The 13029-nt window shown below is 61.3% G+C and carries 12 protein-coding genes; 6 read left to right on the forward strand and 6 right to left on the reverse strand.

Features of this window, described 5'->3' with window-relative positions:
• Nucleotides 1–59 precede the first annotated feature (59 nt).
• Nucleotides 60–884: an ion channel gene (locus ABIE28_RS07690; protein ID WP_502913371.1), complete on the forward strand. Its 825-nt coding sequence runs from the start codon at nucleotides 60–62 to the stop codon at nucleotides 882–884.
• On the opposite strand, the gene ABIE28_RS07695 is transcribed toward ABIE28_RS07690, so the two are convergent.
• Genes ABIE28_RS07695 through ABIE28_RS07710 form a run of 4 tightly spaced genes read right to left on the reverse strand, consistent with a single transcriptional unit; the run spans nucleotide 881 to nucleotide 5860 of the window.
• Nucleotides 881–3580, reverse strand: a complete 2700-nt coding sequence (locus tag ABIE28_RS07695; RefSeq protein WP_354061635.1) for an ATP-binding protein — start codon at nucleotides 3578–3580, stop codon at nucleotides 881–883. The two genes, ABIE28_RS07690 and ABIE28_RS07695, sit on opposite strands and share 4 nt — an antisense overlap.
• A complete protein-coding gene (locus ABIE28_RS07700) occupies nucleotides 3580–3783 on the reverse strand; it encodes a hypothetical protein (RefSeq protein ID WP_354061637.1) in 204 nt (67 codons plus the stop codon). The genes ABIE28_RS07695 and ABIE28_RS07700 overlap by 1 nt, the downstream gene beginning before the upstream one ends.
• A 13-nt stretch (nucleotides 3784–3796) precedes the next feature.
• On the reverse strand, nucleotides 3797–4180 hold the full coding sequence (locus ABIE28_RS07705) for a response regulator transcription factor (RefSeq protein WP_354061639.1): 384 nt from the start codon (nucleotides 4178–4180) through the stop codon (nucleotides 3797–3799).
• Between the two features lie 57 nt (nucleotides 4181–4237).
• A complete protein-coding gene (locus ABIE28_RS07710) occupies nucleotides 4238–5860 on the reverse strand; it encodes a helix-turn-helix domain-containing protein (protein ID WP_354061640.1) in 1623 nt (540 codons plus the stop codon).
• Between the two features lie 189 nt (nucleotides 5861–6049).
• Here ABIE28_RS07710 and ABIE28_RS07715 point away from each other — a divergent pair, with 189 nt between their 5' ends.
• The 5 genes from ABIE28_RS07715 (at nucleotide 6050) to ABIE28_RS07735 (ending at nucleotide 11307) form a co-directional block, all read left to right on the forward strand.
• Nucleotides 6050–7405, forward strand: coding sequence for a substrate-binding protein (locus ABIE28_RS07715; protein ID WP_354061641.1), 1356 nt, complete (start codon nucleotides 6050–6052; stop codon nucleotides 7403–7405).
• Between the two features lie 176 nt (nucleotides 7406–7581).
• On the forward strand, nucleotides 7582–8613 hold the full coding sequence (locus ABIE28_RS07720) for a branched-chain amino acid ABC transporter permease (protein WP_354061643.1): 1032 nt from the start codon (nucleotides 7582–7584) through the stop codon (nucleotides 8611–8613).
• Nucleotide 8614: 1 nt separating this feature from the next.
• Nucleotides 8615–9760: a branched-chain amino acid ABC transporter permease gene (locus ABIE28_RS07725; protein WP_354061645.1), complete on the forward strand. Its 1146-nt coding sequence runs from the start codon at nucleotides 8615–8617 to the stop codon at nucleotides 9758–9760.
• A 12-nt stretch (nucleotides 9761–9772) separates the two neighbouring features.
• Nucleotides 9773–10540: an ABC transporter ATP-binding protein gene (locus ABIE28_RS07730; RefSeq protein ID WP_354061647.1), complete on the forward strand. Its 768-nt coding sequence runs from the start codon at nucleotides 9773–9775 to the stop codon at nucleotides 10538–10540.
• A gap of 11 nt (nucleotides 10541–10551) precedes the next feature.
• Nucleotides 10552–11307, forward strand: a complete 756-nt coding sequence (locus ABIE28_RS07735; RefSeq protein WP_354066424.1) for an ABC transporter ATP-binding protein — start codon at nucleotides 10552–10554, stop codon at nucleotides 11305–11307.
• 97 nt (nucleotides 11308–11404) lie between these two features.
• Here ABIE28_RS07735 and ABIE28_RS07740 read toward each other — a convergent pair whose 3' ends face one another.
• Both ABIE28_RS07740 and ABIE28_RS07745 read right to left on the reverse strand, forming a co-directional pair.
• Complete coding sequence (locus ABIE28_RS07740) at nucleotides 11405–12172, reverse strand: 5-oxoprolinase subunit PxpA (protein ID WP_354061649.1); 768 nt, start codon at nucleotides 12170–12172, stop codon at nucleotides 11405–11407.
• Nucleotides 12169–13005, reverse strand: a complete 837-nt coding sequence (locus tag ABIE28_RS07745) for a 5-oxoprolinase subunit C family protein (RefSeq protein WP_354061651.1) — start codon at nucleotides 13003–13005, stop codon at nucleotides 12169–12171. Before ABIE28_RS07745 ends, ABIE28_RS07740 begins: the two co-directional genes overlap by 4 nt.
• Between the last annotated feature and the right edge of the window lie 24 nt (nucleotides 13006–13029).

The raw sequence follows: 13029 nt of genomic DNA on the forward strand, positions 1-13029 counted from the left end.
GTCCCGAACGGGAAGAGTTCTTTTGCGCCCGCATTTTCGGGCTGACAAGGCATCTGGTTATGAGCGCTAAGAAAGACAAGCCGGCGGACAACGTCGCAGAGCCAGAGATGAGCGGATTTCAAAAGCTGCGCTGGAAACTGCGGCTGCTTTATCACAGCCAGGCGCCCGGCGCGCAGCGCTTCCAGTTCGCGGTGCTGGTCGTTGATCTGGCGATCATCGTTTTCTTCATCGCCACACCGCTGCTGCGCGACAATCCATCGTTCTTGTGGATCGACTACTCCATCGCGGCGCTTCTGGCCTTCGACTTCATCGCGCGCGCTTTGGCCTCAACCGATATCTGGCGCTGGTTGCGACAGTTGCCGGTGATCATCGACGTCTTCATTCTGGCGACGCTGCTGGCTCCGACCTGGCTGATCAATCTGGGCTTCTTGCGTATTTTGCGGCTGTGGACGATGACGCGCGGCAGCACGTTCTGGCGGCCGCTGCGCAAGCATGGCCTGGGGGTCTATCAGGAACCAGTGCAGGCGGTGATCAACCTGCTGGTGTTCCTGTTCGTCGTTACAGGCTTTGTCTACACCGCCTTCGCCAATCGAGGACACGACGAGATCGCCAGCTATGTCGATGCGCTCTATTTCACCGTGGCGACGGTGACGACGACCGGCTTTGGCGACATCACCCTGCCCGGCACCTGGGGCAAGCTGGCGTCCATTGTCATCATGATCGTGGGCATTTCGCTGTTCGTGCGACTAGCGCAGTCGATCTTCCGTCCGGCCAAGGTGCATTTCCCCTGCCCGCAATGCGGCTTGCAAAAGCACGAACCGGACGCAGTGCACTGTAAGGCCTGCGGGCACCTGCTCAACATCCCCGATCAAGGCACCGACTAGCGGCGCAGCGCCAGTCTGATCCGGAAGCACGCGCCGGGCAGCGAACCCTGCACAAGGTCGAGCGAACCATTCATCCGAGTCACGATCTGCCGGGAGATGGCAAGGCCTAGCCCTGCCCCGCTCTGGTCGCCGACGGCGCGCTGGCCGCGTGAGAACTTTTCAAAGATCAGCTTGCGCTCTTGCCTCGCAATGCCGGGGCCATTGTCGGCGATTTCGACGATGTATTTCCCGGCCCTGATCGACGAGGTGACGGCCAGAACCGGCGTGTCGGAGTCGTTGTATTTGATAGCGTTGGAAATGACGTTGATGAACACCTGACACAGGCGGTCGGCGTCGCCCTCGACGATAGATGGCGCTGCCCGCTGGCCCCGCCGCAGCACGACGCCGCGTTGGCGCAATAGCGCTTCGCAGACGGTGAGAGCGCGGTCTAGCGCGGCCTCGGGGTCGACGGGCAGGTTTTCCCAACTGCGTTCACCGCGCTCCAGAGCCGAAAGATCCAAAATCTCGTCGAGCAGCTTGGTGAGGCGCAGGCTTTCCTGATGGATTGTCGAAACGAAATGGCGCCGCTGGCCGTCGGGTAGATCACCGGTTTCGAGCAATATCTCGGAGAACGAGCGGATCGAGGTCATGGGTGTGCGCACCTCATGGCTGACCTGGCTGAGGAACTCGTCCTTCTGGCTATCGAGCTCGCGCAATTGCGCATTGGCGTCTTCAAGCTGCTGGGCAGTTGAGCGCAGTTCGGCCGAGGTCTTTTCCAGCTGCTGGGAGTATTCGATGACCTGCTGCGTCTCGTCGGCCATCTGCATCATTTCCTCGAGCGACACATCGCTACCGGACACGACCTTTGACAGCATGACGTGCGCCGACGCGGCGCCGATGGAACCCGCCAGTTCGCGCTCGAGGCGTCCTATGAAGTCCTGCGATGGCTCAAGCATGTCCGGATCGACGCCCGCATCATAGGCTTCAGCGGCAAAGACTGCGGCGGCGCGGCGCTCGCCGAGGACACGTTCGGCCACGAAATAGAGGTCGTTGGCTGTGGCCGAACCGAGCACAAAATTGCCGCGCGTCACCTGACCGCGCCGGAACACGTCGACGAAAACGCTGGCCTGAATGCGCTCCAGCGCGGATTGGGAGGTCAGCAGCGAGCCGACGGTCAGAATGAGGATGTTGACCGAGAGGCTCCAGAACGCAGCGTGGGCGAGTTGGTCCATGCCATCAAGACCAAACATGGCTTCGGGCCGAAGCCATGAAATGCCCCACGGGCCGTGCTGCAGTAGCCAGGCAACATGGGGCGAGACGGACTCGAACGACGGTAGGAAGCTGCACCAGACCCAAAACACGAAACCGGCTGCAATCGCGGCTGTCGCTGCCTTGAGCGAGGCCTCGCGCCAAAACAGGGCGGCGATTACGGCCGGGAAAAACTGGGCGATTGCGGTGAAGGAAATCAGGCCAATGGGCGCCAGCGCGTTGGAATCGCGCGTGAAGAAAAAATAGAAAAAGCCGAGCGACAGGATGAGTACGATGGAGAAGCGCCGGGCCATCAGCACCATGCTGGTGACGCCCTGCCCGTCTCCGGTGCCGGCGGAACTGAAGCGCAGCACCAGCGGCATGACTATGTGGTTGGACACCATGATCGAGAGCGCGATGGACTCAAGGATGATCATTGAAGTCGCCGACGAAAAGCCGCCGATAAAAGCAAACAACGCCAAGGCGTCCTGACCGAAGGCCATGGGCAGGGTCAGCGCGAACATGTCGGGGTTTGAGCCTGCGGGCATGGTGGTCAACCCGAACACTGCTATGGGCAGGATGAAAAGGCTCATCAGCAGCATGTAGGCGGGGAAGGCCCAGCTGGCGACCTTGAGGTAGTTCTCGTTGGAATTTTCGACCACCGTCACCTGAAACTGGCGCGGCAGGCAGACGATGGCGGCGACGGAAAGCGCCATCGTGGTCAGCCAGCGGGCGTCGAAGGTGTTCTCGGAGTCGACGGTGATGCCCGCTTCGGCGGCGCGGCTAAAGATGTTCTCAAAGCCGCCACCGACGAAGACGACGAAAATGCCCACGGCCAAAAGCGCCGCGAGTTTGACAACGGCTTCAAAGGCGATGGCGGCTACGACGCCATGGTGCTGCTCCTTGGCATCGACGTGGCGCGTGCCAAAGAGAATGGTGAACAGTGCCATGCCGGCGGCCACGCCGAAGGCGAGGCCCACATCGTCGATCCCCTTGAGGCTCCCCTGCCCGAATTCGGACGAACCGGCGACGGCCTGGATGGAAGACGTCACCGCCTTGAGCTGCAGCGCGATATAGGGCGCGATGCCGATGACGGCGATGCAGGTGATCAGCACGGCAAGGCGGCTCGATTTTCCGAAACGCGACGACAACAGGTCGGCGACCGAGGTGATGCGCTGATTATGACTGATCCGAACCAGGCGGCGCAGCAAGAACCACCAGCCGACGAAAACCAGCGTCGGGCCGAGGTAGATGGTGAGGAATTCAAGGCCACTGCGCGCGGCATTGCCGACGGCGCCATAGAAGGTCCAACTGGTGCAATAGACCGAGATGGACAGCGTATAGACCGCTGGCGAGTGGAGGAACGACTTCTTGTTGCTGCGCGCCCGGCGGTCGCCGAGATAGGCGAGCACAAACAGCAGGCCGACATAGCCGACAGCGGTGGCGATGACGAAGTCGGCCGACAGCATCAGCGGTCACCGTCACCGGAATCGGTGGAGTCATCATTTGGTAAGGCGCGCGCGAGCAAAGCCGTGCCGATGATTAGCAGCAGCCACAGCACGAACAGGTAAAACACGATCTGCGGGATGCCGAAGTGGAAGATAGGCTGATCGAAAACGTAGACCAGCGGTGGCATCATGAGCAGCGCGCCGAGCACCGTCAGCAGCAACATGCCACCCTTGAGTCTACGCAGCTCCGGCATGGCCAGCCATCAGTTGCCGTACCGCGCCGACAACGTCGGCGTTGGCATATGGCTTGGTGACGAAAATATCGGCGCCGAACTCCTCGGCGATGCGCCGGTCCTGCTGCTGGCCCTTTGCGGTCAGGATCAGCACCGGCAATGAGCGCGTGTCGGCGCTGGCGCGAATGAGTTTGAGCACCTCAAAGCCACTGCGCTTGGGCAGCATGACGTCGAGTACGAGGACGCGTGGCTTCAGGCGTCGCACAGCCTCCAGCGCGGCGTCGCCATCGGTGACCGCGCTGATGGTCCAGCCGGCGCGTCTAAGAATAAAATCCAGCGATTCGAGAATGCTGGGCTCATCCTCGGCGATGAGTATGTCGATTGCCAATTTCCCCCCTTTGGCACCCGCGGTCTCCCGTCCGCAGATCTCAACACTAAATCGCAATCAGCTCCGATCGCCAAGGCCGAAATCGTCGGGGAGCAAAGGCGCTCGCACTTCAGCACTGGATTCGCCTGGCGACAGCGCCTCTTCCTGTCGGCTGGCGCAGGCGCGCCTCGTACAGAGGCGACAGCTTGGACCGACGGGAATGTCGGCAGAGACGTCGGACAGATCGAGCCCGGAGCCGTAAACCGTGCGGTCGGCGTGGAGCGCGTCGCAGGCCAGCATGACCGAGGAGAGCACCGGCTGTTCGCGAAACGATCCGGCGCGGCGCTGAACCGTGCGGGCCAGAAACAGGTAACGGGAGCCATCCGAAAACCGGACCACCTGTCGTTGCACCGTTTCCGGCGTGCGGAACGCGCCATAAATGGCCCAGAGCGGACAGGCGTGGCCACTATTGGGCAGCAGCAGGCCGGGCAACGGAAAGTGCTTGGTAAGGCGCCCTGCGGGATCGGAACGGAGGAATCCGAAAGGAATTCCTTCCTCGCCCGATCGGCGCAGCGTCACCAGCCGATGGGCCACCTGCTCAAAGCTGGCGTGATACATCTGCCGGAGGTGATCAATGTCATACGCGGAGGCCTCGGCATCGGCCAGCATGCGCGCATATGGGAAGACGATGGCGCCGGCGAGATAGGAGCCGAGTGCTCTCGATGCGAGGCGTTGTGCGGTTGGCGTGGAGAGCGACGCTTTGTTGAGTGTGCCCTTGATGGCGTCAGATGCGGCCAGTTCGCCGTAGAGACGCGCCAGCTGGAACTGGCGGGTGGCCAGCGTTGCCGAGCCTTGAAACCACATGCTGCGGCGAGACGGGTCGAAGCGATATGGCCCGGGGAAACCGGCATCTGCTGGCTTGCCGCCGATCACCACGCTGACGCCGAACTTGCTGTCCAGCAACTCACCCAGCGTGGCGATGCTGAAGCCCCCGGCCCGATCAATCTCGGCGCGCAGGGCGTCGGCGGCGGTTTCCAGTGCGGGAAAATGGTTCTGCTGGTCGATGATCAGGTCGTCGATTTCGCGGGCCGGCGAGCCGCTGCGGCGGGTTTCGTTTGAGGTCTCGAACTGGCCGATCAGATTGCGGGCAACGTCAGATAAAGTGCGGGCTTCACGCCCAATCGCCGCCAGAAACTGCCGCCGTTCGGCGTCATCGAGATCAGGCACGTCCTCAAGGATTTCAGCGCTGGAGCGGACGGCCGTGATTCCGGAAAGGACCTGGTGCAGCAGTTGCGACAGCAGTGGGTCGGAGCGTAACCGGTCGGCATAGGCATCAGCATTGGCAACCGCTCCGGCATAGGCGCGGTGCATGCGCGCCAGGGCCGTGGCGCTCGCTGGATATTGCGCCACCAGTTCCCGCCGCTCATCGGACCTAAACGGTAGCGACTCAACCATGGGGTCGGCGAAGGCTTCTTCGAGATCCTGCAGCAGTTTCTGTTCGGTTAGGCCGGCCAGTTCGTCGATATCGATTTCGAGTTGGGCCGCAACACGGTTCAGCAGCGCGCCGCCGATATCGCGTTTGTTGTTCTCGATCAGGTTGAGATAGCTCGGCGAAATACCCACCATGCGGGCCAGCGCCGCCTGTGAAATTCGCAGCGATTTCCGCCTGTTGCTGATGCGAAAGCCGATGGGCGCGCGCATGCTGTGACCCTCCCCCAGCGCCGCATCCGTCAATTCATTGACTATTGTAACGACACCTCAGAACAACAATTTACAGAATTTTCCTTTGATTACAACGCTCTATTGCCCTCGTTTTCTACCAAAGGTCATAATCCCCCTGCGGTGAGCTGCTGGCTAAGTATCAGTCGCCCCGCGCCACAGGAGGAATCAATGACACTTTTGAAGCGTGGCTTGTCCCGTCGCAGGGTCCTGCAGACTGGCATGGCCGGCATTATCGGTACGGGCGTAGCACCACTCATTTTCACCAAGGGCGCTTGGGCGCAGGAGTTCTGCAACAACCCAACCGGCGACACCGTAACCTTTGGCCTCAACCTGCCCCTGACCGGCGCTTATGCCGAAGAAGGCGCTGACGAGCAGAAGGCCTACGAACTCGCCGTAAAGCACCTCAATGGTGAAGGTGATGGCGGGCTGATCAACATGCTGCAGCCGACGGCCCTCAAGGGCAATGGCGTGCTGGGCAAGAAAGTGGTTTTCGTAACCTCCGACAGCCAGACCAAGGCCGACGTGGCCCGCGCTGGCGCGACCCGCATGATCGAGCGCGATGGCGCCATCATGGTGACGGGCGGCTCATCCTCGGCCGAAGCCATTGCCGTGCAGAGCCTCTGCCAGGAAATGGGCGTCATCTTCATGGCGGGCCTCACCCACTCCAACGACACCACCGGCAAGGACAAGCGTCGCTACGGTTTCCGCCACTTCTTCAACGCCTACCAGTCTGGCGTGGGCCTCGCGCCCGTGCTTGGCAAGGAATATGGCAACGACCGCCGCGCCTATCACCTCACCGCAGACTACACTTGGGGCTGGACGCAGGAAGAGTCGATCAAGAACGCCACCGAAGCACTCGGTTGGCAGACCGTTGAAGCCGTCCGCACGCCACTCGGCGCGGCCGATTTCAGCCAGTATCTGACGCCAATCCTGAACTCTGGTGCGGACGTTCTGATCCTCAACCACTACGGCACCGACATGGTCAACTCGCTGACTCAGGCCGTGCAGTTCGGCATGCGCGACCGCCAGGCCAACGGCAAGGATTTCCAGATCGTCACGCCACTGATCTCCGAACTGATGGCCAAGGGCGCCGGCGAAAACGTCAAGGGCATCTTCGGCACCTCGAACTGGCACTGGAACCTGCAGGACCCCGGCACCATCGCCTTCACCAAGTCGTTCGGCGCCGCCTATGGTAGCCCGCCATCGCAGGCCGCGCACACCGCCTATGTCCAGGCACTGCTCTACGCAGATGCCGTGGAACGCGCTGGCACCTTCTATCCGCCTGAAGTCATCAAGGCGCTGGAAGGCCACGAATTCGACGGCATGGGCAATGGCGCAACGCTGTATCGCGCCGAGGATCACCAGTGCATCAAGGACGTGCTGGTCGTTCAGGGCAACGAAAACCCGTCCAGCGAATATGACGTGCTGAACGTGGTGCAGAACGTTGATCGCGAACTGGTCGCCTACGATCCAGCGATCTTTGGCGGCGACCTCGGCCCCGCAGAACCCGCACCCATGTGCTGATCGTGCCTTGAGGCACTTGAGCGGGCCGCTTCTTCACCTCTCCCTTTGGGGGAGAGGTCGACCCTCTTGGGTCGGGTGAGGGGGCCTTTAGAGGGTGTGGTGCTGATAGGCCCCCTCACCCGTCGCTGCGCGCCGACCTCTCCCCCACAGGGAGAGGTCAGGAACCGGAGCCACCTATGTTCGAAGTCATCTTTCTGCAATTTCTCAACGGGCTGGATAAGGGCGCGGCCTATGCGCTGATCGCCTTGGGTTTGACCCTGGTTTTCGGCACCCTTGGCGTGGTCAATTTTGCCCACGGCGCGCTGTTCATGCTGGGAGCATTCTGTGCGGTATTGTTCCGCCAGTTCCTGACCATGGAAACCGTCACACTCGACCCGACCAAACTGTCGCCTTGGGGTACACCGCTCGAAGTGCGCGAACCGCTGGTGCAAGCCTGGTTCGGCGATTTCGGCGCGGTGCTGGTCAATTACTCGGTTCCCGCCTCGATCATCATCACCATTCCGATCATGCTGCTGGTCGGCATTGCGCTTGAACGCGGCATCATCAAACACTTTTACAAACGCCCGCATGCCGAGCAAATCCTTGTGACTTTCGGTCTGGCTATTGTAGCGCAGGAAGTGATCAAGTCGGTCTTTGGGCCCAATCCTATCCCACAGCCGATGCCGACCGATCTGCGCGGCGCCGCCGATATCGGCGCGTGGTTGGGCATGCAGGCCAACATCATCACCTACCCGATCTGGCGCCTGATCTATTTCCTGTTCGCCGGAGCGATCATTGGTGGCGTGTTCGCATTCCTGCAATTCACGACGTTCGGCATGGTGGTTCGCGCCGGCATGGCCGACCGCGAAACCGTGGGTCTGCTCGGCATCAATATCGATCGCCGCTTCACCATCATGTTCGGCCTCGCCGCTGTCGTCGCGGGGCTGGCTGGGGTGATGTACACGCCCATCCTGCCGCCGAACTATCACATCGGCATGGACTTCCTAGTGCTCAGCTTTGTGGTGGTCGTGGTGGGCGGCATGGGCTCCCTGCCCGGCGCCGTCGCGGCTGGGTTCCTGCTCGGAGTCCTCCAGTCCTTTGCCTCCATGACGCAGGTGAAAGCGCTCGTTCCCGGCATCGACCAGATCATCATCTATCTCGTCGCCGTCATCATTTTGTTGGTTCGTCCACGTGGCCTGTTTGGTCGCCGTGGCGTGATGGAGGCCTGAGATGCTTGCTATGTCTCGCAACGACCTTCTGCTTCTGCTTGGCTTCGCACTTGTCGTGCTGGCCATGCCGATCTGGCTACAGCCCTTCGGGGCGGCCTATCCCGACCTGCTGCAACGCTTCATGATCTTTGGCATTTTCGCAGTTGGCTTCAACATCCTGTTTGGCCTGACGGGCTATCTCAGCTTTGGCCATGCGGCGTTCTTTGGCGTCGGCTCCTATGCTGCCGTCTGGTCGCTCAAGCTACTCAGCCTCGACGCTATCCCGGCCATGCTCTTCGCGGTCGCCATATCGGGCGTCTTCGCGCTGATCATCGGCTTTGTGTGCCTGCGCCGGTCCGGCATCTACTTCTCTATCCTCACGCTCGCCTTTGCGCAGATGAGCTATAACCTTGCTTATTCGGTGCTGACGCCGATCACCAATGGTGAAACCGGCTTGCAGGTGACGCGCAACGATCCGCGTTATCTAGACCAGATGATGAATGTCGAACCCGGCCAGCCGATTCCGACGCTGTTCGGCCAGGCGCTCAACGGGTTCACCGGCTTCTACTTCTGCGCCGTGTTCCTGATCTTGGCATTCTTCCTCGCCCAGCGCATTGCCGGCTCGCCCTTCGGCATGATGCTCAAGGGCATCAAGTCCAACCAGACGCGCATGCACTACACAGGCTTCAACACCAAGCCCTACACCCTCGCCGCCTTCGTCATCTCCGGCATGTATGCCGGTCTCGCCGGCGCCTTGCTGGCCATCACCGACCCACTGGCAGGCGCGGAGCGCATGCAGTGGACGGCGTCGGGCGAAGTCGTTCTGATGACGATTCTGGGTGGTGCCGGCACGCTGGTCGGTCCGGTGATTGGCGCCTGGCTGATCAAGTATTTCGAGAACATTTTCTCGGCCATCAATGACGGCATACTGCGTCGGTTCTGGGACTTCCTGCCCGATGGCGTCGACAGCGTGTTTGTCACCGTCTCGAGCAAGTTCGTCGGCGAGGGCTGGTTCCTCACCCTCGGCCTGGTGTTCGTCCTGATCGTGGTCTTCTTGCCCGGTGGCATCATGGAAGGCGTGCGCCGCATCGCGCAGATGTTTGATCGCTCTAAGAAATCGCCGACGACGCCCGACAAGGCCGAGCCGCAACCACAACCTGCCGAATAGGACGACACAGCCATGACCACACCCAATGTCGTCCTGCACGTTGCCGACGTCCACAAGCGCTTCGGCGGCCTGCACGCCCTCGCCGACATCGACCTTCAGGTCGAAGAAGGCCAGACCCACGCGATTATCGGCCCGAACGGGGCCGGTAAATCCACGCTGCTCAACGTCATCATTGGCAAGCTGGCGCCGACCAGTGGCCAGGTGGTGTTTGACGGAACGATCCTGACCGGTCGCAAGCCCTATCAGATCAACCAGCTCGGCATTGCACGCGTGTTCCAGACGCCCGAGATTTTTGCCGATCTTAGCGTGCTGCACAATGTCATGATCCCCGCCTTCGCCAAGCGCGACGGGGCATTCAAGCTCAACATGCTGAAGGCCCTCGAAAGCGAAACGAGCATCCGCCAGGAGGCAGAGGCCATGCTGGAGGATGTCGGCATGCTCGGTCGTCGGGAAATGGCGGCGGGCAGTCTCAGCCGCGGGGACAAACGCCGCATGGAACTCGCCATGTGCCTGATCCAGCATCCGCGTCTGCTGCTGCTCGATGAGCCCACCGCGGGCATGAGCCGGCACGACACCAACACCACGATCGAGCTGCTCAAGAAGATCAAAAGTCGCGGCATGACCAAGGTGATCATCGAGCACGACATGCATGTGGTGTTCTCGCTGGCCGACAAGATTTCGGTGCTGGCGCAGGGCCGGATCATTGCCGACGGCACTCCCGATCAGGTGCGCGGCAATTCCAAAGTGCAGGAAGCCTATCTCGGAGGGGCACACGAATGAGTGCTATTGCCATGGAAACCCAAATCCTCAGCACCAGCCACGCCGCGTCGGTTGAGACCACCCGCCCGTTCTTCTCGATCCGCGACATGCATGCCTATTACGGCGAAAGCTACATCGTGCAGGGCGTGTCGTTGGATGTGCGACAGGGCGAAATCCTTGCGCTGCTCGGGCGCAATGGCGCCGGCAAGACCTCGACGCTGCGCACCATCGCTCGCACCGATGATCCGCAATTGCGGCAAGGCGAAATCTGGCTGGACGGGAAACCCATCCATCAGATGAAGTCGTTCGAGGCGGCACGCGCCGGCATCCAGCTGGTGCCGGAAGATCGGCGCATCATTGCTGGCCTCACGGTCGAGGAAAACATCGCTCTGGCCAAAGTCGCGCCGGGCAATGGCTGGAGCCTTGAGCAGATCTATCAGAGCTTTCCGCGCCTTGCCGAGCGGCGCAAGCAGGAGGGCGTGACGCTTTCCGGCGGCGAGCAGCAGATGCTGGCGATTGCCCGGGCGCTGGCCCGAGACCTCAAGCTCCTCCTGCTGGACGAGCCCTATGAGGGGCTGGCACCGGTCATCGTGCATGAGATCGAGCGCATTCTCCACTCGATCAAGCCGCTCGGCATCACCACCATCATCGTCGAGCAGAACGCGGTCGCCGCGCTGAAGCTGGCCGATCGCGCCGTCATCCTCGACACGGGCGAAGTGGCCTTTTCCGGCACCGCCAAAGACGTGCTCGATAACACAGAGCTTCGCCACGAATATCTGGCGATCTGAGTTTCGGTCCTCGGACCGATATCCCCTACCCTGGGCTTTTCGACCCAAGGCATTCCGCCAATCTCACCTCTCCCATTCGAGAGGCCCAGGGTAAGTTCTAGGCTTCAGTCTGTTCAACTTCGGGTTCGCCCGCGCCGATGGTGACACCCTCGCCCTCAAGCGCATCGCGGACATCGCGCGCCAGTTCGACCGCACCGGGTGTATCGCCGTGTACACAGATCGAGCGGGCGTCTGACTTCAGCACAGTTCCATCAATAGCGACGATCTCGCCGTCCTTTGCCAGCCGCAGGCAGCGCTCGATGACCAGTTCGGCGTCGTGGATAACGGCCCCCTCCTGCGTCCTGGGCACTAGCAGCCCCTCTGCCGTATAGGCGCGGTCAGCATACGCCTCGCGGATCAGCGGCATGCCAACGGCCTTGGCGGCCCGAACCTGTTCGCTGTTATCGAGCGCCAGCACCGCCATCTGGCCATCCATGGCCTGCACCGTTGCGAAAATGCCAATCGCGAAAGCCAGTTCCTCAGCGGTCTGATTGGCCAATGCGCCGTGCAGTTTGACATAGGCCAGCGGCACGCCAACCTCGTCGGCAATGAAGCGCACGAGGAACATCTGGCTGCGGATTTGCCCCAAAAGTTTATCCAGCGGCATGACCAGCCGAAAGCGCCCGAACCGGGCCGGATCGACATAGCCAGGATGCGCGCCAGCCCGAACGCCCCGCGCCTTACACACCTTGAGGATATGCCGAATGGTTGCCGCATCGCCGGCATGTCCACCGCAGGCAATCGAGGCACTGGAGACAATCTCGAGCAAATCCTCATCGGTCCCCATGCCTTCGCCAAGGTCGGCATTGAGATCAATGGATGTCATGTCCGCAGCCCCCGCAACAATCGCTGCGCATGATCGACGGTAACCGGCACAAAGGCAACGGCAGCGCCCGGCCGAAGCTGAGCGAAACGATCGAGATCGGCAGAAATAACCGTGGCGATCCGCGGATAGCCGCCAGTCGGCTGATGGTCGCGCATCAACACTATTGGCGTGCCATCGCCCAGGATCTGGATATCGCCGGGAACAATGGCGTCCGACACCAGCGACAGGATTTTGGCATCGGCAAAGACGCCGGTTTTGTCGTCAAGCCGGACGCCCATTCGGTCCAGTCTTGGCGAGACTATAAAGCTACCCTCAATGAATCGTAGCCGCGTGTCGTTCGAAAATAGATCGGCGTGCAGGCCCCAGGTCACTCGGATCGGACCGACTTCAGCGCTGCTGTTTGCTGTGGTGTGCGCAGACCCTTGGGGTTTCTTGGCGTTGAGGTTGATGACGTCCCCGGCCCGCAATGATTGCCCGCCGAGTCCGCCTATACCGGCGCGGCTGCTCGTGGCTATGCTCCCCATCATAGGCGTCGCCACTACATCGCCGTCAAACCGCAGATAGCCGTAATTTCCTGAAGGTCCCGGCGTTATGGCCAGCACGTCGCCGGTTCTGAGCTTTGCCGCTCCAGGCCAGATCTTCGCCTTGCCATTCACGCTGACACGAAACGCACCGCCAGCGAAACCAACTGCAGGCGATCCGGCCGTGACGGTTATCTCCAAGCCTGCTGCCGTAAATTCGATCGCGCCATAACCATTGCCTGCCAAATTCCCAGCTTCGGCAAACCCAGCCCGATCCATTGGTCCAGAGGCGCCGATGCCGTAGCGGAGCATGCCGAAGCGACCGTCATCCTGAAT

The sequence above is a fragment of the Devosia sp. 2618 genome (genome assembly GCF_040546815.1).
Classification (GTDB): Bacteria; Pseudomonadota; Alphaproteobacteria; order Rhizobiales; family Devosiaceae; genus Devosia.

Coding starts and splice junctions, on each gene's coding strand:
- ABIE28_RS07695 (WP_354061635.1), bottom strand. CDS start 3,580: ATGCTGTCGGCCGACTTCGTCATCGCCACCGCTGTCGGCTATGTCGGC.
- ABIE28_RS07720 (WP_354061643.1), top strand. CDS start 7,582: ATGTTCGAAGTCATCTTTCTGCAATTTCTCAACGGGCTGGATAAGGGC.
- ABIE28_RS07710 (WP_354061640.1), bottom strand. CDS start 5,860: ATGCGCGCGCCCATCGGCTTTCGCATCAGCAACAGGCGGAAATCGCTG.
- ABIE28_RS07715 (WP_354061641.1), top strand. CDS start 6,050: ATGACACTTTTGAAGCGTGGCTTGTCCCGTCGCAGGGTCCTGCAGACT.
- ABIE28_RS07735 (WP_354066424.1), top strand. CDS start 10,552: ATGGAAACCCAAATCCTCAGCACCAGCCACGCCGCGTCGGTTGAGACC.
- ABIE28_RS07700 (WP_354061637.1), bottom strand. CDS start 3,783: ATGTTGCTGCTGACGGTGCTCGGCGCGCTGCTCATGATGCCACCGCTG.
- ABIE28_RS07730 (WP_354061647.1), top strand. CDS start 9,773: ATGACCACACCCAATGTCGTCCTGCACGTTGCCGACGTCCACAAGCGC.
- ABIE28_RS07690 (WP_502913371.1), top strand. CDS start 60: ATGAGCGCTAAGAAAGACAAGCCGGCGGACAACGTCGCAGAGCCAGAG.
- ABIE28_RS07745 (WP_354061651.1), bottom strand. CDS start 13,005: ATGCTCCGCTACGGCATCGGCGCCTCTGGACCAATGGATCGGGCTGGG.
- ABIE28_RS07725 (WP_354061645.1), top strand. CDS start 8,615: ATGCTTGCTATGTCTCGCAACGACCTTCTGCTTCTGCTTGGCTTCGCA.
- ABIE28_RS07740 (WP_354061649.1), bottom strand. CDS start 12,172: ATGACATCCATTGATCTCAATGCCGACCTTGGCGAAGGCATGGGGACC.